This is a genomic window from Pseudomonas sp. FFUP_PS_473, assembly GCF_002858665.1.
GTDB lineage: Bacteria > Pseudomonadota > Gammaproteobacteria > Pseudomonadales > Pseudomonadaceae > Aquipseudomonas > Aquipseudomonas defluvii.
Genome location: NZ_PJQQ01000027.1, coordinates 26,344 through 45,196, shown reverse-complemented (window position 1 = coordinate 45,196; position 18,853 = coordinate 26,344). Strand labels below are relative to the sequence as shown.

Here is an 18,853-nt window from a genome sequence, read left to right as displayed (position 1 = left end):
GTTTTGCCATCAGAGAATACGACTCGACGGGCGGCGGATTACACGCAGGGCGTTTACCCCTGATTTTGTGACAATTTTTTTCAAGGCAGACCTTCGCAAGCCTTGAGTGTGAATCAATGGAAGTGAACAATGTAATGCCACGCATTCTTGTTCGAGATTCGCTCATGACTTCCCGCTTCCGTTTACTTGCCTGGCTGCTTTGGCCAGTGTTGGCATTGAGCAGCACCTCTCTGTTTGCCGGTACGGTTGAGGGCGCCGCCCAGGCATTGCACCTGCTCGATTACATTGGCGCCGATTACCCGGCAACCGTTGAGGCAGGGAAGGTGGTTGACCCTTCTGAGTACCGTGAGCAGCTTGAATTCCTGGGGGTGTTGCAGGGTTTGATCAGTGCGCTGCCGCAGCGTCCTGAGCGCCAGGCACTGGAGCAGGGTGTGGCGCAATTGCGTGAGGCGGTCAGCCAGCGTGAGGAAGCAACCGTGGTGGCCACTCAGGCCCGGCAATTGGGGGCTCAGTTGGCGGCGGCGTACGAGGTAAGCCAGGCACCGGTCATCACGCCTGACCCTGTTCGTGGCGCCCCGTTGTATGCCCAGCATTGTGCTGTCTGTCATGGTGACAACGGTGTGGGTGACGGCCCGGCAGGTGTAGGCCTGACGCCGCCGCCTGCCAACCTGACCAGCAGCGAACGGCTGGATCGCTTGAGCCTGTTTGACCTCTACAACACCCTCGGCCTGGGTATCGAAGGCACGGACATGCCGTCGTTTGCCGATCAGCTTGATGAGCGTCAGCGTTGGGATTTGGCTGCCTACATCGCAGGCTTCACCGCCGACCCGGCCAAGGCCAAGAGTGACAGGAAATTCAACCTCGCTGATCTGGCGCGGCATACCCCTCTGGAGGTCCAGGCCAACGAAGGGGCTGAGGCCGTCGCCGTGTTCCGCGCCCAGCGAGCCCAGCCGCCGCAGGTGCAGCGTGGCGCCTCTCAGCTGTTGGGCTATACCGCCAGTACGCTGGACAAGAGCCTGGCAGCTTACCGGGCCGGTGATCGCGAACAGGCCTACGACCTTTCCGTTGCCGCCTACCTGGAGGGCTTCGAACTGGTCGAAAGCTCGCTTGATAACCTCGACACCAACGCGCGCAAGGACACCGAGCGGGCGTTGATGGCTTACCGGCAGTCGCTGCAGGACGGTTTGCCAGTGGCTCAGGCTGCCCAGAAGCTTGAGGTTGCCAAGAGCAAGCTGGCCAAAGCCGAAGAACTGCTCGGTGGCGGCGGCCTGAGCCAGTCGTTGAGCTTTGTTTCCGGTCTGTTGATTCTGCTGCGCGAGGGCCTGGAGGCCATTCTGGTGTTGGCCTCGGTCATTGCCTTTTTGCGCAACACCGGCCAGGCCGCAGCGGTGCGCGGGGTGAACATGGGTTGGGGGCTGGCGTTGCTGGCAGGGTTGGCAACCTGGGCATTGGCCGCCTATGTGATTGATGTCAGCGGTGCCCAGCGCGAACTGCTTGAAGGCTGCACGGCACTGTTTGCCAGTGTGATGGTGCTCTGGCTTGGCGTGTGGATGCATGATCGTCGTCATGCGGCTGCCTGGCAGGATTACATCAAGAGCAGCCTGGTCAGTGGCGGTGGGCGTTTTGGCTTTGCCTTGCTGGCATTCTTTTCGGTTTACCGCGAGCTGTTTGAGGTCGTGCTGTTTTACGAAACCCTCTGGCTGCAAGCGGGCCCGGCGGGGCACAACGCGGTGCTGGCCGGTGGGGCCACGGCACTGGTGCTGTTGGTTGGTTTGGCCTGGGTGATTCTGCGTGGCTCGGCGAAGCTGCCGTTGGCGCTGTTCTTCAGCATCAATGCCGGCCTGCTCTGCGCCCTTTCGGTGGTGTTTGCCGGGCATGGGGTCAAGGCGCTGCAAGAGGCCGGTGTCTTCGGTACTCGGCCTGTGGCGTTCTTTGAGTTCGACTGGCTGGGCATTCACGCTGACGCCTATTCGCTGGCGGCCCAGGCTGTGGCGCTGCTGGCGGTTGCGACACTGTATGGGCGCAGCCGCCTGGCTGAAAAGCGCCGGGTGCAGGTCAGTTGATTTGAAGCCGAACAGGCGAGCAGGGATACTGTTCGCCTGTTCTTCCGGAAAATTTAACCATGCGTGTCTGGATCGATGCCGATGCCTGCCCCAAGGTAGCCAAGGATCAGGTCGTCAAATTCGCCCTCAAGCGTCAACTCGAGGTGGTGTTGGTCGCTGGGCAAAGCCAGATCAAGCCCGCGTTTGCGTGTGTCAGGCTGATCGTGGTGCCGAGTGGCCCGGATGCTGCCGACGATTACCTCGTCGAACATGCGGTTCCAGGCGAGTTGGTGATTTGCAGCGATGTGCCGTTGGCCGATCGCCTGATCAAGAAGGGTGTCGCCGCGCTTGACCCACGTGGGCGTGAGTTTGACCCACACAACATGGGCGAGCGCCTGGCGGTGCGTAACCTGTTTACCGATCTGCGTGAGCAGGGCCAGGTGGGGGGTGGCCAGGCGCCTTACGGTGATCGCGAGAAGCAGGCATTCGCCAACTCGCTGGACCGCATCCTCACGCGCCTGGCACGCGAGTTTCCGGGGTAGGGCGACTCAGTCGTCCTGCGAGGCCAGCTCCAGCACCCGGTCCACCAGCTTGTTGATACCCGCGGCTGCTTCGCTGATCGATTGGGCCAGCATGTAGGCCGGGGTGCTTACCAGCTTGCGTGCAGTGTCTTCGACGATCTCATCAACCGGGCATTCCTGGTGGGTGCCGCCCATTTTTTCGATCGCTGCGCGGGTGCCGGCATCGTTGCCGATGGTGCAGATCACACCCGGGCCATAGATCTTGGCTGCCAGGGCCGGCGAAATGCAGATCAGCCCCACCGGTTTACCGGCTTCGGCGAACGCTTCGGCCACGGCCAGCACGTCTGGGTGCACGTGGCAGCCTGCGCCTTCGGTGGCAAAATTCGACAGGTTCTTTGCTGCCCCGAAACCACCGGGCACGATCAGGGCATCGAAGTCCTTGGCATCGGCCTCTTGCAGGTCCTTGATACTGCCGCGGGCAATGCGAGCCGACTCCACCAGCACGTTACGCGATTCGGGCATCGTTTCGCCGGTCAGGTGGTTGATCACATGCATCTGGGCAATGTTGGGTGCAAAGCACTGTACCTGGGCACCGCGCTGATCGAGGCGCAGCAGGGTGATCACGCTTTCGTGGATTTCCGCACCGTCGTAGACGCCGCAGCCGGACAGAATTACTGCAACTTTTTTAGTCATGCTTACTCCTCCCGATTCGAGGCGCTAAATGTCCTCTAATTTGGCAGTTGTCGCCATAGGGATTCCAGCGAACCCGGCCTAATCTGGGTGAACAACCTGACGGTGGACGGGCCATGGATTTCATCCTCTATGCGGTGCCTTTTTTCTTTGTGCTGATTGCGCTGGAGCTGCTGGCCGACCATTGGCGGGGCATGCGCAATTACCGCGTGGCCGATGCTATCAATAGTCTCAGCACAGGTGTGCTGTCGACCACCAGTGGTTTGCTGACCAAGGGCGTTGGCTTGGTAACGTACGCCGTGGCCTGGGAGCATCTGGCGCTGTTTGCCCTGCCGGCTGAGCGCTTCTGGGTGTGGGGGCTGGCCTTTGTTGGCTATGACTTCTGTTACTACTGGCTGCACCGCTTCGGGCATGAGCGCAATGTGCTCTGGGCGGCACATTCGGTGCACCACCAGAGCGAGGACTACAACCTGTCCACTGCTTTGCGCCAGACCAGTACCGGCTTCATTTTCTCCTGGATCTTCTATTTGCCGTTGGCTGTCCTGGGCGTGCCACCGCTGGTATTTGTCAGCGTCGCGGCGCTGAACCTGCTGTACCAGTTCTGGGTGCATACCCGGCATATTCCCAAGCTCGGCTGGTTTGAGTGGGTGTTTGTTACACCGTCCAATCACCGTGTACACCATGCTCAGAACCCTGTGTACCTGGACCGTAACTATGGTGGTGTGTTCATTTTCTGGGATCGCCTGTTCGGCACGTTCTGTGAGGAAGACGACAAGGAACCGGTTGTTTTCGGTGTGACCACGCCCCTGGCCAGTTGGAACCCGCTTTGGGCCAACCTGCAGGTTTATGCGCAGTTGTGGGCAGACGCCCGGCGCGCTGAGCGCTGGTGGGACGCGGTGCGAATCTGGTTCATGCCGACTGGCTGGCGCCCGGTCGATGTGGCTCGGCGTTATCCGCATGCCAAGCAGGACCTGAGTCGTTTCCAGAAGTTCGAGGTCCCGTTGGGCTGGCCAATGCAACTGTACGGGGTGGTGCAGTTTGCCGTTTACGTCGCCTTTGGCAGCTACCTGCTGGCGCAGGGTGAGCAGTTGTCGCTGGCGGCGCTTGGCCTGGGCTGGTGCCTGACGGCGTTGGGTTTGTATGCACTGGGCGCCGTGCTGGAGAATCGGCCCTGGGCCTTTCGGCTGGAATGCGCGCGGTTGCTACTGAATCTGCCGGCCATGGCGCTGGCCGGGCAGGTGGGGTTATGGGCTGTTACGACGCCGGGGTGGCTCATGCTGCTCGCTTACAGCGGCGTCAGTGTCCTCGCCCTGATCGGCCTCCACACCAGCCGCCATATTGGCTTGCACCGCGTCAGCCGCTTCTTTCCTGGCAATACGAGCGGCCCTGAAGCGCCGACGCAACCACAAAACTCCACCAAGCAGCAGCAAACCGCCGAGCACCCATAGTTCGTAACGCTTCACGTTACCCAACAGGCCTTCGAGGATGGCCCCGAAGTGGTACGCAGCTGCGCCCAGTGCCGCAGCCCAGATGGCGGCACCGAGGCCATTGAGTAGCAGGTAGCGGTGTGGCGGGTAGCCGGACAGGCCAATGGCCACTGGCATGACGGTACGCAAACCGTAGACAAAGCGGAAGCTGAGTACCCAGATGTCCGGGTGACGGCGAATATGTTCCAGTGCGCGGTCGCCCATCAGTTGCCAGCGCGGCTTGCGCGCCAGCAGCTTGCGCCCGTGCCGGCGGCCCATGAAGTACCAGAGCTGGTCGCCGGCGTAGCTGCCGAAGAAAGCAACTAACACCACCAGATTGATGTCCATATATCCGCGGAACGCGAGGAATCCGGCAAGCACCAAAATGGTCTCACCTTCAAAAAAGGTACCGAGAAAAAGGGCAAAGTAGCCGAAATCCTGTAGGAATTGTTGGAGCATTTTCTGGAAGCTGGGCGAAATGAACGCGCAGCCTACCCCTTCGAGCGCGTTCGGGAAAGTGTCCAAATGTGTCTCGACGTGAACATTTCCTACAAGGACAATGTCTGCGTCCTCAAGTCGCAGGGTTGCCCATAGCTGTCATACACGCGTCATAATGGCTGCTTATAACTGTCGCGCTCGCCCGCCTGCGCGGGCTCAGGAGTCTGCCGTGAGCTTTACCCCCGCTAACCGTTTGTTTCCTGCCACCCGCCTGCGTCGCAACCGTCGCGATGATTTTTCCCGTCGTCTGGTTCGCGAAAATGTTCTGACTGTCGATGATTTGATCCTGCCGGTATTCGTGCTGGACGGCGAGAATCGCCGTGAAGAAGTCGCGTCGATGCCCGGTGTCGAGCGTCTGAGCATCGACCTGCTGCTCGAGGCAGCCGACGAATGGGTCAAGCTGGGCATTCCGGCGCTGGCGCTGTTCCCGGTCACGCCGGCCGAGAAGAAGTCGCTGGACGCTGCCGAGGCCTGGAACCCCGAGGGTATTGCCCAGCGTGCAACCCGTGCATTGCGCGCACGTTTCCCTGAGCTGGGTGTGATCACCGACGTCGCGCTGGACCCGTTCACGACCCATGGTCAGGACGGCATCCTCGACGAAGAAGGTTATGTACAGAACGACATCACCGTCGATGCCCTGGTGCGTCAGGCACTGTCCCATGCCGAAGCGGGTGCGCAGGTGGTTGCGCCCTCTGACATGATGGACGGTCGTATCCAGGCGATTCGCGAGGCGCTGGAACTGGCTGGTCACGTCAATGTGCGGATCATGGCCTATTCGGCCAAGTACGCCAGCGCCTATTACGGCCCGTTCCGCGATGCGGTCGGGTCGGCACTTAACTTGGGCAAGGCCAACAAGGCCTCCTATCAGATGGATCCTGCCAACAGCAACGAAGCCTTGCATGAGGTGGCCGCCGACCTGGCCGAAGGTGCTGATATGGTAATGGTCAAGCCCGGCATGCCGTATCTGGATATCCTTTACCGGGTCAAGGAAGAGTTCAAGGTTCCGACCTTCGTCTACCAGGTCAGTGGCGAGTACGCCATGCACATGGCAGCCATTCAGAATGGCTGGCTCAGCGAAGGGGTTATCCTTGAGTCGCTCACCGCTTTCAAACGAGCAGGTGCTGATGGCATCCTGACTTATTTCGCTGTTCGCGCTGCTCAATTGATGAGAGGGCAGTAACGCCCTTCAGGAACGCTAGATGAATAACGAAGTGCTTAATGACGCTGCTATGAAGGATGCCCAGCCAGTGCCTGAGCCGATGGTAGAAACACCGCCAGAGCCGGCAGCGGTTCTGGCACCTGTGGTGGAAGCGCCCGTGGTCGAGGCCCCTGTGGTGGCCGCTGCCCCGGCAATCGCCATTCCGGGCCTGGACGACAGTAGCCTGTATATCCATCGGGAACTGTCGCAACTGCAGTTCAACATTCGAGTGCTGGAACAGGCGCTGGACGAGTCCTATCCACTCTTGGAGCGGCTCAAGTTCCTGCTGATCTTCTCCAGTAACCTGGATGAGTTCTTCGAAATTCGTGTAGCGGGCCTGAAAAAGCAAATTACCTTTGCCCGTGAACAGGCGGGTGCCGATGGCCTGCAGCCGCATCAGGCGCTGGCGCTCATCAGCGAGCTGGTTCACGGTGAAGTCGACCGCCAGTATGCGATCCTCAATGACGTGTTGCTGCCGGAGCTGGAGAAGCACCAGATCCGCTTCATCCGCCGTCGCTACTGGAACACCAAGCTCAAGACCTGGGTACGGCGCTACTTCCGCGACGAGATCGCTCCGATCATTACACCGATCGGTCTCGACCCGACGCACCCGTTCCCGTTGCTGGTGAACAAGAGCCTGAACTTCATTGTCGAGCTTGAAGGGATTGACGCCTTTGGTCGCGATTCCGGCCTCGCGATCATCCCGGCACCGCGTTTGCTGCCGCGAGTCATCAAGGTGCCGGAAGACGTCGGCGGCCCGGGCGACAACTATGTGTTCCTCTCGTCGATGATTCATGCCCACGCCGATGACCTGTTTCAGGGCATGAAGGTGAAGGGCTGCTATCAGTTCCGACTAACCCGAAACGCCGACCTGGCGCTCGATTCCGAGGACGTCGAAGACTTGGCGCGGGCCCTGCGTGGCGAGCTGTTCTCGCGTCGTTACGGCGATGCGGTACGTCTGGAAGTGGTCGATACCTGTCCCAAGCACCTGTCGGATTACCTGCTCAAGCAGTTCAGCCTGAGCGAGAGCGAGCTGTACCGGGTCAATGGGCCGGTCAACTTGACCCGACTGTTCAGCATTACCGGCCTGGATAGCCATCCTGAGTTGCAATACAAGCCGTTCACTCCGGCCATCCCCAAGCTGTTGCAGAACAGCGAGAATATTTTCAGCGTGGTCAGCAAGCAGGACATTCTCCTGATGCACCCCTTCGAGTCGTTCACTCCGGTGGTCGATCTGTTGCGCCAGGCCGCCAAGGACCCTCATGTCCTGGCCGTGCGCCAGACGCTTTACCGCAGTGGTGCCAACTCGGAAATCGTTGACGCGCTGGTCGACGCGGCGCGTAACGGCAAGGAGGTCACAGCGGTGATCGAATTGCGCGCGCGTTTCGATGAAGAGTCAAACCTGCAGATGGCCAGCCGCCTGCAGGCCGCAGGTGCCGTGGTGATCTACGGTGTGGTCGGTTTCAAGACCCACGCCAAGATGATGCTGATCCTGCGCCGCGAAGCCGGTGAGATCGTTCGCTACGCGCACTTGGGTACGGGTAACTACCATGCTGCCAACGCCCGCCTGTACACCGACTACAGCCTGCTGACCTCTGACGATGCCCTCTGCGAAGACGTCGGCAAGCTGTTCAGCCAGTTGATCGGCATGGGCAAGACCCTGCGCATGAAGAAGCTGCTGCACGCGCCGTTTACCCTGAAAAAGGGCATGCTCGACATGATCGCGCGTGAAACCCAGTTTGCCCTCGACGGCAAGCCGGCGCACATCATCGCCAAGTTCAACTCGCTGACCGATCCGAAGATCATCCGTGCGTTGTACAAGGCAAGCCAGTCCGGGGTGCGTATTGATCTCGTGGTGCGCGGTATGTGCTGCCTTCGCCCAGGTATCGCCGGTGTGTCGCATAACATCCATGTGCGCTCGATCATCGGTCGCTTCCTTGAGCACACGCGGGTGTTCTACTTCCTTAATGGTGGCGAGGAGCAGATGTTCCTTTCCAGTGCCGACTGGATGGAGCGCAACCTCGACAAGCGTGTGGAGACCTGTTTCCCGGTCGAGGGCAAGAAGCTGATCCTGCGGGTGAAAAAGGAGCTGGAAGGCTACCTGACCGACAACACCCACGCCTGGATTCTGCAGTCGGACGGCCGCTACGTACGCAGCATGCCAACCGGCAACCAGAACCCGCGCAGTGCCCAGGCGACTCTGCTTGAGCGCCTGAGCAACCCGGTCCTCAGCGTACGCTGAGGACGAAGCCGACCCGGGCCAGCCACTCCGCCTCAAGGGCGAAGTCGGCCTGGGTCAGCTGGTTCTGCTCCAGCCAGCCCTTCGGGAACTCCACGTCGAGGCTATCGCCTGCGGCATGCAGGGTGACTTGCGGCATCTGTTGAGTGCCACGGATGTGGTGGAACAGGATGGCAAAGCGCAGCAGCACGCACAGACGAATCAGCTTGACGCCGTCGTCGCCGAACTCGGCAAACTTGTCCTTGGGAATATTGCGCCGGTGACCGCGTACCAGTAGCGCCAGCATTTGCTGGTCTTCGCGGGAAAACCCGGCCAGGTCCGAGTGCTCGATCAGGTAGGCGCCGTGCTTGTGGTAGTGATAGTGGGCGATATCCAGGCCCACCTCATGTACCTTGGCTGCCCAGCTCAGCAGTTCACGCCAGATGCCGTCTTCCAGATCCCAGGCCGCCGCTACCTGATCGAAGGCATGCAGGGCCTTGCGCTCGACGCGCGCGGCCTGGCCTTGATCGACGTGGTAGCGCTCCATCAGCGAGCCGAGCGTGCGTTCACGCACGTCTTCGTGATGATGGCGGCCCAGCAGGTCGTACAGCACGCCTTCGCGCAGAGCACCTTCGCAGTGATCCATGCGCTGCAGTTCCAGGGCGTCGAAGATGGCTTCGAGGATGGCAAGGCCTGCCGGGAAGATGGTCCGGCGATCTGGCTTGATCCCTTCAAAGTCGATTTTCTCGACATCGCCGAGCTTGAACAGCTTGCGCTTGAGCCACGCCAACCCTTCGGCATTAACCTCGCCCGAGCCCTGGCAGCCTGATTTCAGGGCCAGGCCAATGGCGCGGATGGTGCCGGACGAGCCAATGGCTTCATCCCAGGTCAGGCGGTGCAAGGCGTTCTCGATGCTCATCAGCTCCAGCCGTGCTGCCGTGTAGGCCTGGGCATAACGAGCGGGCGTGATCTTGCCGTCGCGGAAGTAGCGCTGCGTGAAGCTGACACAGCCCATTTGCAGGCTTTCGCGCAGCAGCGGCTCGAAGCGCTGGCCAATGATGAATTCGGTACTGCCGCCGCCGATATCGGCAACCAGGCGCTTACCCGGCGTATCGGCCAGGGTGTGGGAGACGCCCAGGTAAATCAGGCGGGCTTCTTCGCGACCGGAAATGACTTCGACCGGGTGGCCGAGAATGGCCTCGGCACGGCGGATGAACTCACCGCGGTTGCGGGCCTCGCGCAGGGCGTTGGTACCGACGATACGTACGGCGCCGTCAGGCATACCGTTGATAAGCTGGGCAAAGCGCTTGAGGCAATCGAGCCCGCGCTGCATGGATTCTTCGCTGAGCTGGCGCTCTTCATTGATGCCGGCGGCCAGCTGAACCTTTTCACCGAGCCGCTCAAGAATGCGGATCTCGCTGTGGATGGCCTTGGCGACGACCATATGAAAACTGTTGGAGCCCAGGTCGATAGCAGCGATCAAGGACAGGTTCTTGGCTGTGGTTTGCGGCATGATCATGGGTTCTCGGTCTTTAACCCGCCAATCCTGACATGATCCATCGCTGACGCCAACGCGCAGTGTAGGAAGGCTTGATATGGCGCAGGTTGCACGGGGGAATGTGACGTTGTTGTGACAAATCGATATGCAAAGTCATCCACAACTATAGTTACACTCAATCGCCTGCGACTTCCTGTCCGCCATCTGGGCGGCTATGATGGGCGACGTTTTTTTGCTTACGACCTTGGAGACTTCCATGAGCAGCGATCTTATCAAACACGTCACTGACGCCAGCTTCGAGCAGGAAGTGCTGAAGGCTGAGGGCCCAGTGCTGGTGGACTACTGGGCTGAATGGTGCGGCCCTTGCAAAATGATCGCTCCAGTGCTGGACGACATCGCCGCCACTTATGAGGGCAAACTGACCGTCGCCAAGCTGAACATCGACGAAAACCAGGAAACGCCAGCCAAGCACGGCGTGCGTGGTATTCCTACCCTTATGCTGTTCAAAAACGGCAACGTCGAGGCCACCAAGGTCGGCGCACTGTCGAAGTCTCAGCTGGCGGCCTTCCTGGACGCCAATATCTGAGTCAAAAAAGCCCCGCATTTGTCGGGGCTTTTCTTTGCTCGGTGACTAGACGCCAGAAAAAGCAAGTGGTACATTCGGCCTCGCACTGTTTCTTCGGTGCCCTCTGCACGCCGTCGCCGACGCATCCCCAATTCGAATCAGTACGCGATCCTGTCGCCTTCTTTGCGGCGCGGCTTCATTAAGCCAGAAGCTTAATTCTCCCTTCTTACATGATTACGTCACTCCCCTTATGAACCTGACTGAACTCAAGCAAAAGCCGATTACCGATCTGCTCGAAATGGCCGAACAGATGGGCATAGAAAATATGGCCCGTTCGCGCAAGCAAGATGTGATTTTCTCCCTGTTGAAAAAGCATGCGAAAAGCGGCGAGGAAATCTCCGGTGATGGCGTGCTGGAGATTCTCCAGGACGGTTTCGGTTTCCTGCGTTCGGCGGATGCCTCTTACCTGGCCGGCCCCGACGATATCTACGTTTCGCCTAGCCAGATCCGCCGCTTCAACCTGCGCACCGGTGACACCATCGTTGGCAAGATCCGCCCACCGAAAGAAGGTGAGCGTTACTTCGCACTGTTGAAAGTCGACACCATCAACTTCGACCGTCCAGAAAACGCGAAGAACAAGATCCTGTTTGAAAACCTGACGCCGTTGTTCCCGAACGTGCGCCTGAAGATGGAAGCCGGTAACGGTTCCACCGAAGACCTTACTGGCCGGGTCATTGACCTCTGCGCGCCAATTGGTAAAGGTCAGCGCGGCCTGATCGTCGCACCGCCAAAAGCGGGCAAGACCATCATGCTGCAGAACATCGCGGCCAACATCACCCGTAACAACCCCGAGTGCCACCTGATCGTTCTGCTGATCGACGAGCGCCCGGAAGAAGTGACCGAAATGCAGCGCACGGTGCGTGGCGAAGTGGTTGCCTCGACCTTCGACGAGCCGCCAACCCGCCACGTACAAGTGGCTGAAATGGTGATCGAGAAGGCCAAGCGCCTGGTCGAGCACAAGAAGGATGTAGTCATCCTGCTCGACTCCATCACCCGTCTGGCCCGTGCCTACAACACCGTCATCCCGAGCTCCGGCAAGGTACTGACCGGTGGTGTCGATGCCCACGCCCTGGAGAAGCCAAAGCGTTTCTTCGGTGCTGCGCGTAACATCGAGGAAGGCGGTTCGCTGACCATCATCGCCACTGCGTTGGTTGAAACCGGTTCGAAGATGGACGAAGTGATCTACGAAGAGTTCAAGGGCACCGGTAACATGGAACTGCCTCTGGACCGCAAGATCGCTGAAAAACGCGTCTTCCCGGCCATCAACATCAACCGTTCCGGTACTCGCCGCGAAGAGCTGTTGACCGCCGACGACGAACTGCAGCGCATGTGGATTCTGCGCAAGCTGCTGCACCCGATGGACGAAGTTGCGGCCATTGAGTTCTTGATCGATAAGCTCAAGCAGACCAAGACCAACGACGAGTTCTTCCTCTCGATGAAGCGCAAGTAAATTCGAGCAGGTCGCAAGAGCCGGGGAAACCCGGCTTTTTGCTATCTGCACATTGGCTATTCTGGCCGACCGGGTATAAGGCTACACTTTGCCACCCCGTCCGATACGGCCAACATGAGGCTTACGCATGCAGTATCGCGATTTGCGCGACTTTATCCGCGGCCTGGAACAGCGTGGCGAACTCAAGCGCATCCAGGTTCCGATTTCTCCTGTCCTGGAAATGACCGAAGTCTGCGACCGCACCCTGCGGGCCAAAGGCCCGGCCCTGCTCTTCGAGCGACCTACCGGGCATGATATTCCGGTGCTTGGCAACCTGTTTGGCACGCCTGAGCGCGTGGCCATGGGCATGGGTGCCGAGTCGGTCAGCGAGCTGCGCGAAATCGGCAAGTTGCTGGCTTTCCTCAAGGAGCCAGAGCCACCGAAAGGCTTGAAGGACGCCTGGTCGAAACTGCCGATCTTCAAGAAGGTCGTGTCGATGGCACCCAAGGTCGTCAAAGACGCGGTCTGCCAGGAAGTGGTTATCGAGGGTGATGATGTCGACCTGGGCATGCTGCCGGTGCAGACCTGCTGGCCAGGCGACGTCGCGCCGCTGATTACCTGGGGCCTGACGGTTACCCGCGGGCCTAACAAGGATCGCCAGAACCTCGGCATCTATCGTCAGCAGGTGATTGGCCGCAACAAGGTCATCATGCGCTGGTTGAGCCACCGAGGCGGTGCGCTCGACTACCGTGAGTGGTGCGATAAGAACCCGGGCAAGCCATTTCCGGTGGCGGTGGCCTTGGGCGCTGACCCGGCAACCATTCTCGGCGCTGTGACCCCGGTTCCCGACACCCTCTCCGAATACGCCTTTGCCGGCCTGCTGCGGGGCAACCGCACCGAGCTGGTCAAATGCCGTGGCAGTGATCTGCAAGTGCCGGCGAGCGCCGAGATCATCCTGGAAGGGGTGATTCATCCTGGTGAAATGGCCCCAGAGGGGCCTTATGGCGACCATACCGGCTATTACAACGAAGTCGACAGCTTCCCGGTGTTCACCGTCGAGCGAATCACCCACCGGACCAAGCCGATCTACCACAGCACCTATACCGGGCGGCCGCCGGATGAGCCCGCGATTCTCGGTGTGGCACTCAACGAAGTGTTCGTCCCGATCCTGCAGAAGCAGTTTCCGGAGATCACCGACTTCTACCTGCCGCCGGAAGGCTGTTCCTACCGCATGGCGGTAGTGACCATGAAGAAGCAGTACCCGGGGCATGCCAAGCGGGTGATGTTGGGTGTGTGGTCGTTTTTGCGACAGTTCATGTACACCAAATTCGTTATCGTCACTGATGATGACATCAATGCCCGCGACTGGAATGACGTGATCTGGGCCATTACCACGCGCATGGACCCCAAGCGCGACACGGTGATGATCGACAACACGCCAATCGATTACCTGGATTTCGCTTCGCCGATCTCCGGGCTGGGTTCGAAGATGGGCCTGGACGCAACCCATAAGTGGCCAGGCGAGACCACCCGTGAGTGGGGCCGCGTCATCGTCAAGGATGAGGCTGTCACACGGCGAATCGATGAGTTGTGGAACCAGTTGGGAATAGACTGATGCAGGTAACGTTGCAGCCTTCCGGTGCGGTATTGACGATCAAACCCGGAGAACGGATTCTGGAAGCGGCGCAGCGTCTCGGTTACGACTGCCCACAGAGCTGTCGCAATGGCAACTGCCATGTCTGCGCCGCACTGCTGGTTGACGGTCGTGTGCGCCAGGAAGGGCAGGTGCGTGATCACGGCGAACTGTTCACTTGTATTGCCGAACCCCTCGAGGATTGCACCTTGCTATGGGACGGTGTGTTGGCGCTGGGCGAGCTGCCAGTGCGCAAGCTGGCTTGCCAGGTGAGTGAGTGTGTCGAGCTTGGCGGTGACGTCTGGCGCGTGCGCCTGCGTGCGCCTGCCGGCAAGCCACCGCGCTATCACGCTGGGCAGTACCTGATGATCGAGCGGGAAAACGGCGAGAAGTCGGCTTTTTCCCTGGCCTCGGCACCACATTGTGGGCGTGATCTGGAGTTGCACGTGCTGGCCCGTGAGAACAGTGCGCGTGATTTGATTGCCCAACTGCAGCGTCAGGGCATGGCCCGCGTTGAGCTGCCGTTCGGTGATACGCACTTGGCCGAGTTGCCGGAAGGCCCGTTGGTGTTGATCGCTGCGGGCACCGGTATGGCGCAGATGCACAGCCTGATCGAGCATTGCCGCGCGCAAGGTTTCAAGTACCCGGTGCACCTGTACTGGGGTGTGCGTCGTCCAGAAGATTTCTACGCGCTTGAGCACTGGGACGAGTGGCAGCAGCTACCTAACCTGTACCTGCACAAGGTCGTCAGTGACCTGTGTGGCTGGGAGGGACGCTGCGGCCTGTTGCACGAAGCCGTGTGTGAAGACATTACCGAACTGTCTTCGGTACAGGTCTACGCCAGCGGTTCGCCGGCCATGATCTATGCCACGCTCGATGCTTTGGTGAGTGCCGGCATGGATGCGCATCAAATGCGTGCCGATGTCTTCGCCTATGCGCCGCGAAACGGCTAACGGGATCAAGGCGCGCTGCAATAGCGCGCCTTACTAACTAACCGTTATTGTCGCTTGCCATTATGAAAGGCCATTTTTGCAGGGGCTGAAATTAACTTTCGCGGCACTTGCAAGTGTCTGCTATTACTTGCTGAAACACTTGTAAAGCGGCTCTTTCAGACCGTTTGAGGGCTTGTTTTTCGTGGGCTATCTGCCGTACGGTAACTGCACGGACTGTGTATTTGTTTTAGAGTGAGTTACCTAATTAACTCACGGGGAATTCTGGCGACGGCTATGTCGGCAATTGAAACTGCATCTGTGAATGTGGCATATCCTCCCTTGCTTGATTTCGGGTCGCAATTGACTCAAGAGCAACTTCTGCACTCGGTTCATCGCACCATGGCCTTGCATCAAGGGGGGCCGGTCTGGCTATTTGCCTACGGTTCGTTGATCTGGCGTCCAGAGTGCTCCGCCGAGGAGCGGCGTCGGGCGCGGGTGCATGGTTATCATCGCGGCCTCTACCTGTGGTCCCATGAGCACCGTGGCACGCCGGAGTGCCCAGGGCTGGTCTTTGGCCTGGACCGCGGCGGCTCCTGCAGCGGGTTTGCCTACCGTCTGCCGGAAGAGCATCTGCACGATTCGTTGCTGGCGCTCTGGCAGCGAGAAATGCCCTATCCGGCCTATCGGCCACATTGGCTGAGTTGCCGACTGGATGACGGCAGCAAGGTTCAGGCACTGGGTTTTGTCCTGGAGCGGCACTTGCCGTGTTACGCCGGCAATCTGCCGGATACGTTGCTTAGCCAGATCTTTGCCCAGGCCAAGGGGCGGTATGGCAGCACCCGCGACTATGTCGAGCAGACCCTGAACGCCCTGCGCAGCCATGCCATGCCCGATCGTAATCTGGAAGCACGCTTTCGTCGCTGTCATTCCCGCGAGGTGTAGCGGCCAGCAAGGCTGGCCTCTACCGACTTGCTGGTCGCAGGGCTGTCAGGGTTCCGGTGTCAGATGCAATATGCTCTTCGCCGGGATCACCCCCATTTGCGCCCGCTGGTACTTCCCGTCCATGTAGTCCCGGGCCTGGTCGGCATAGTGGGTATCGAACAACACGCCACTTTGCCCAACCGGGTTGATGCTCAAGGACTGGCCGGCATCGGCAAAGTCGATCAGGCGGCGTGTCGAGGGGCCATAGGTCACCGGCCATGGTGCCGGGCCAATCTTCGCCGAGAAGTTGTTCGGCACTTCATGGCTGCCCGGGGCATTGAACGGCCCTACGTTAAACAGCCTGTCCAGCGGTTTCTGTTGGCCCAGCGGGTGACCGTGGGTCAAGGTGTGTGCTTTGCCCCATTGCCAGCTTGCCGGGTCGTTGCCAAGGGTTTTGCGCAGGTGCGCCAGGCTGTTATGCCAGGCTTGGGCAACAGCATCCTTGCGGTTGCCATGTTCGTTGCTGCCCCTATGCTCCCACCACGGCGAGTCAGGGTCAGCGGCCAGGTGCGGTAGCGCTGCGTCAATGACACGGGTGGAGATCAGGGTGTCAAACCACAGGTCGCCCAGCTCATCGTGCAGGGCGGCGCGGCTCAGCTCATAGAGGAACTGGTTGAACACGGTGGCGCTGATCGAGTCCAGTGGATAGTCGCCAGGCCAGGCGGCCAGTTGCTCGACCAGTTCCTTTTCCTGTTCCCCCTCGGCGACTTCTCGCAGTACCGACAACAGTGGTGCGAGGGTGCGCGGGCCATAGCCGGTGGTGGTGCCCAACTGCAATGCCTGGCTGTTGTGTATATCCCATTGGGTTTGGTCGGTTGCAAGGTGGTGGGCCAGCTGTTGACCACGGTCGGCCGGGTTGTAATAGCCGGGAATGGGCATGCCGGTCGGTGACTGTGGCTGGGCATTGGCCGAGACGATATAACCGCTGGCCGGGTTTTCCTGTTGGGGGTTGGCGCTGAACGGGTAGAAGCCGAGCTTGTCGGCTTGTGCACTGCTGCCATCGAGGATGAATGCCGGGTTGACGCCCTCCGGACGGATCGGCAACCGGGCGGCGGCCCACCAGCCGATGTCGCCACGGGCATTCGCCCAGACCAGGTTCAGGCCTGGCGCGTGGATCTTCGCGGCAGCGCTGCGCATTTTGTCCCGGGTATTGGCGCGGTTGATTTCGTAGAAACCATCCAGTATCGGGTTTTCACTTTCGAGAAACGTCCACCACATGGCGATCGGGGTGGTGCTGGCGGTTTTGCCTAGCACGTCGTTGACGATTGGCCCATGCGGTGAGCTGCGCAGTGCGAGGGTCACCGGTTGTTCGCCCTTGACCATGATCTGCTCTTCGCTACGTGTCAGCGCTTGCCATTGGCCGTTGATACGAACCTCATTGGGCTGTGTCGGGTTGACCTGTTCGGCGATCAAGTCGAGGTCGTCGTTCTGGAACATGGTCAGGCTCCAGCCGAACTCGCGGTTATGCCCCAGCGAGGCAAAGGGGTTCAGCGCCTGGTGGTAGCCGTACAGATTGAAGCCGGGTGCGGACAGCTCGGCTTCGTACCACACGGCTGGCACGGCAAAACTGATATGCGGGTCGCCTGCCAGCAGCGGCATACCGCTACGGGTGTGGCTACCGGCCACGGCCCAGGCGTTACTGCCTTCGAATTGCGGGATACCCGCGTCAAACAGTGCCTGCTGGCTGCGTTGGGCTAGCAGGTTGAGGCTTTGCCAGTCGGCGGCAGCGAGCTTGGGTGCTGCCTGTACCGCGCCTTCAGGGTGCCAGTCCAGGTCGAAGATTTTCAGGTAGTCCGGGCCCAGTTGGTCGCGGATATAAGTGAGCACCGGTTCGGTCCTGAAGGCGGCAGCAAAGCTGTACGCCATGTAGCCGGCGATGCTCAGGGTGTCCTCGGCCGTAAAGGGGCGTGGCGTGATATCCAGTATGTCGAACTCTATCGGTTTGGGGTGGGAGGCCTGCCAGGCGTTAACGCCGTCCAGGTAGGCTTGCAGGGCTATCCAGGCGGGCGATTGTTTGTCCTGACGGCTCACCATCAGTTTGGCCTGGTCGCGGATGCGCAGGCTGCGGAACAGCGTGTCGGTTGGCACCAGTTTCGGCCCGAGCACCTCGGCCAGTTCACCTCTGGCCAGGCGGCGCATGATTTCCATCTGGAACAGGCGGTCCTGGGCATGTACGTAGCCCAGTGCTCGGTAAAGGTCGGTCTCGTTACGCGCTCGGATATGCGGTACGCCACGCTCGTCATAGCGTACGCTGACGGGGGCTTGCAGGTTGGCCAGGGTTACCTCGCCCTGACGTTGCGGCAATTTGCTCTGTACATACCAGAAGCCACCGGCGGCCAGTGCCGTGAGAGTGACGGCGAGTAAGCTCAGGCTGCGTTTCATCGAGACTCCTTGTGTGTGGCGAGTGACGGCTTCAACAACGGGCGCGTGTGTTTTCGGACAGAGGATAGACGTTGCAAACTCAACCCATCGGCAAGGGGGGTGAGAAATCAGGCGCCCCATGGGCAGTAGCAGCCCACTGCCAAGGTGTGCGTGGCGCTGACTGAGCGTCCTTGGCTCAGCGCCTGCAGAATCGGCTCGATAAAGCTGTTGCTCGAATTGCAGGTCGCGCCTTCGCTGTAAGGGCCGAAGTAGGCCAGCTTGCCGTCTCGGTCCCAGATCGCCACGGCTGGGCTGGCGGGCAGCTGTTCAGCGCCTGGCAGTGTCGGCAAGGGCTTCAGGGCGCTCAGGTTGGGCGGCAACTGGCCGTGGCTGCCTGCTTTCTGTACCGCATAGAAGGCTACGCCTTGGGGCGCAAAATGTGCGATCAACTCACCCAGGTGCTGTTGGTTGCCAACATTGCACGGGCAGGCCGGGTCCCAGAAGTGCACCACGCGGATCGGCCCGGAGCCGGCGAGGTCGGCAGGCAGGTGCAGGTTGTCACCGGCAAACAGTGCGGTCTGGTTGTCGAACGTGCGCAGGTAGCGGCTCTGGAAGCTGTCATAGGCCCACCACAGGATGGCTGCGCAAAGCAGCAGGGTCAGGCCGGTTAACAGCGTTTTTGCACGTGGTCGAGGCATGTCCATGGGTCCACAAAAGGGCGCATAGCTTGCCATGCCAGTGACGACAGATGAATATCGTGG

At 60.1% G+C, this 18,853-nt stretch carries 14 protein-coding genes and 1 pseudogene; 10 read left to right on the top strand and 5 right to left on the bottom strand.

The window, feature by feature from the left end:
* Positions 1-164: 164 nt before the first annotated feature.
* Complete coding sequence (locus CYD26_RS18060) at positions 165-2,063, top strand: cytochrome c/FTR1 family iron permease (protein WP_065758071.1); 1,899 nt, start codon at positions 165-167, stop codon at positions 2,061-2,063.
* Between the two features lie 59 nt (positions 2,064-2,122).
* Entirely contained in the window at positions 2,123-2,584 is a 462-nt protein-coding gene (locus CYD26_RS18055) for a YaiI/YqxD family protein (RefSeq protein ID WP_102053238.1), read from the top strand.
* 6 nt (positions 2,585-2,590) lie between these two features.
* On the opposite strand, the gene elbB is transcribed toward CYD26_RS18055, so the two are convergent.
* The gene (gene elbB, locus CYD26_RS18050; protein WP_065758025.1) at positions 2,591-3,256 is read right to left on the bottom strand and encodes an isoprenoid biosynthesis glyoxalase ElbB; all 666 of its coding nucleotides are present in this window, start codon (positions 3,254-3,256) and stop codon (positions 2,591-2,593) included.
* 113 nt (positions 3,257-3,369) lie between these two features.
* Here elbB and CYD26_RS25565 point away from each other — a divergent pair.
* Positions 3,370-3,996, top strand: a pseudogene (locus CYD26_RS25565) (sterol desaturase family protein); the annotation flags it as partial.
* Positions 3,997-4,497: 501 nt separating this feature from the next.
* Here CYD26_RS25565 and CYD26_RS18040 read toward each other — a convergent pair.
* Positions 4,498-5,178 (bottom strand): DedA family protein, encoded by a 681-nt coding sequence (locus CYD26_RS18040; protein WP_178081721.1) that lies wholly within the window; start codon positions 5,176-5,178, stop codon positions 4,498-4,500.
* 208 nt (positions 5,179-5,386) lie between these two features.
* Here CYD26_RS18040 and hemB point away from each other — a divergent pair, with 208 nt between their 5' ends.
* Both hemB and ppk1 read left to right on the top strand, forming a co-directional pair.
* Positions 5,387-6,397, top strand: a complete 1,011-nt coding sequence (gene hemB / locus CYD26_RS18035) for a porphobilinogen synthase (RefSeq protein WP_065758023.1) — start codon at positions 5,387-5,389, stop codon at positions 6,395-6,397.
* A gap of 19 nt (positions 6,398-6,416) precedes the next feature.
* Positions 6,417-8,657 (top strand): polyphosphate kinase 1, encoded by a 2,241-nt coding sequence (ppk1, locus tag CYD26_RS18030; protein WP_065758022.1) that lies wholly within the window; start codon positions 6,417-6,419, stop codon positions 8,655-8,657.
* Here ppk1 and ppx read toward each other — a convergent pair.
* A complete protein-coding gene (gene ppx, locus CYD26_RS18025) occupies positions 8,644-10,146 on the bottom strand; it encodes an exopolyphosphatase (protein ID WP_102053248.1) in 1,503 nt (500 codons plus the stop codon). The two genes, ppk1 and ppx, sit on opposite strands and share 14 nt — an antisense overlap.
* A 241-nt stretch (positions 10,147-10,387) precedes the next feature.
* Between ppx and trxA the strand changes: the two genes are divergently transcribed.
* From trxA to CYD26_RS18000, 5 genes are all read left to right on the top strand, one after another.
* The gene (gene trxA / locus CYD26_RS18020; protein WP_099773297.1) at positions 10,388-10,717 is read left to right on the top strand and encodes a thioredoxin TrxA; all 330 of its coding nucleotides are present in this window, start codon (positions 10,388-10,390) and stop codon (positions 10,715-10,717) included.
* A gap of 229 nt (positions 10,718-10,946) precedes the next feature.
* A complete protein-coding gene (rho, locus tag CYD26_RS18015; RefSeq protein WP_065758020.1) occupies positions 10,947-12,206 on the top strand; it encodes a transcription termination factor Rho in 1,260 nt (419 codons plus the stop codon).
* Between the two features lie 127 nt (positions 12,207-12,333).
* On the top strand, positions 12,334-13,800 hold the full coding sequence (gene ubiD / locus CYD26_RS18010; RefSeq protein ID WP_099773298.1) for a 4-hydroxy-3-polyprenylbenzoate decarboxylase: 1,467 nt from the start codon (positions 12,334-12,336) through the stop codon (positions 13,798-13,800).
* Positions 13,800-14,771, top strand: a complete 972-nt coding sequence (locus CYD26_RS18005) for a CDP-6-deoxy-delta-3,4-glucoseen reductase (protein ID WP_099773299.1) — start codon at positions 13,800-13,802, stop codon at positions 14,769-14,771. Before ubiD ends, CYD26_RS18005 begins: the two co-directional genes overlap by 1 nt.
* A gap of 273 nt (positions 14,772-15,044) precedes the next feature.
* Positions 15,045-15,692, top strand: a complete 648-nt coding sequence (locus CYD26_RS18000; protein WP_099773300.1) for a gamma-glutamylcyclotransferase — start codon at positions 15,045-15,047, stop codon at positions 15,690-15,692.
* A 45-nt stretch (positions 15,693-15,737) separates the two neighbouring features.
* Here the strand turns inward: CYD26_RS18000 and CYD26_RS17995 are convergent, their stop codons facing one another.
* Entirely contained in the window at positions 15,738-18,113 is a 2,376-nt protein-coding gene (locus CYD26_RS17995) for a penicillin acylase family protein (protein WP_102053236.1), read from the bottom strand.
* Positions 18,114-18,220: 107 nt separating this feature from the next.
* Positions 18,221-18,790: a DUF6436 domain-containing protein gene (locus CYD26_RS17990; RefSeq protein ID WP_178081720.1), complete on the bottom strand. Its 570-nt coding sequence runs from the start codon at positions 18,788-18,790 to the stop codon at positions 18,221-18,223.
* Between the last annotated feature and the right edge of the window lie 63 nt (positions 18,791-18,853).

What these genes read in the sequence shown, in the direction of transcription:
- rho (WP_065758020.1), top strand. Translation starts at nt 10,947, where the DNA reads ATGAACCTGACTGAACTCAAGCAAAAGCCGATTACCGATCTGCTCGAA.
- CYD26_RS18060 (WP_065758071.1), top strand. Translation starts at nt 165, where the DNA reads ATGACTTCCCGCTTCCGTTTACTTGCCTGGCTGCTTTGGCCAGTGTTG.
- CYD26_RS18005 (WP_099773299.1), top strand. Translation starts at nt 13,800, where the DNA reads ATGCAGGTAACGTTGCAGCCTTCCGGTGCGGTATTGACGATCAAACCC.
- CYD26_RS18055 (WP_102053238.1), top strand. Translation starts at nt 2,123, where the DNA reads ATGCGTGTCTGGATCGATGCCGATGCCTGCCCCAAGGTAGCCAAGGAT.
- ppk1 (WP_065758022.1), top strand. Translation starts at nt 6,417, where the DNA reads ATGAATAACGAAGTGCTTAATGACGCTGCTATGAAGGATGCCCAGCCA.
- CYD26_RS18040 (WP_178081721.1), bottom strand. Translation starts at nt 5,178, where the DNA reads ATGCTCCAACAATTCCTACAGGATTTCGGCTACTTTGCCCTTTTTCTC.
- CYD26_RS17990 (WP_178081720.1), bottom strand. Translation starts at nt 18,790, where the DNA reads ATGCCTCGACCACGTGCAAAAACGCTGTTAACCGGCCTGACCCTGCTG.
- elbB (WP_065758025.1), bottom strand. Translation starts at nt 3,256, where the DNA reads ATGACTAAAAAAGTTGCAGTAATTCTGTCCGGCTGCGGCGTCTACGAC.
- ubiD (WP_099773298.1), top strand. Translation starts at nt 12,334, where the DNA reads ATGCAGTATCGCGATTTGCGCGACTTTATCCGCGGCCTGGAACAGCGT.
- CYD26_RS17995 (WP_102053236.1), bottom strand. Translation starts at nt 18,113, where the DNA reads ATGAAACGCAGCCTGAGCTTACTCGCCGTCACTCTCACGGCACTGGCC.
- CYD26_RS18000 (WP_099773300.1), top strand. Translation starts at nt 15,045, where the DNA reads ATGTCGGCAATTGAAACTGCATCTGTGAATGTGGCATATCCTCCCTTG.
- trxA (WP_099773297.1), top strand. Translation starts at nt 10,388, where the DNA reads ATGAGCAGCGATCTTATCAAACACGTCACTGACGCCAGCTTCGAGCAG.
- ppx (WP_102053248.1), bottom strand. Translation starts at nt 10,146, where the DNA reads ATGCCGCAAACCACAGCCAAGAACCTGTCCTTGATCGCTGCTATCGAC.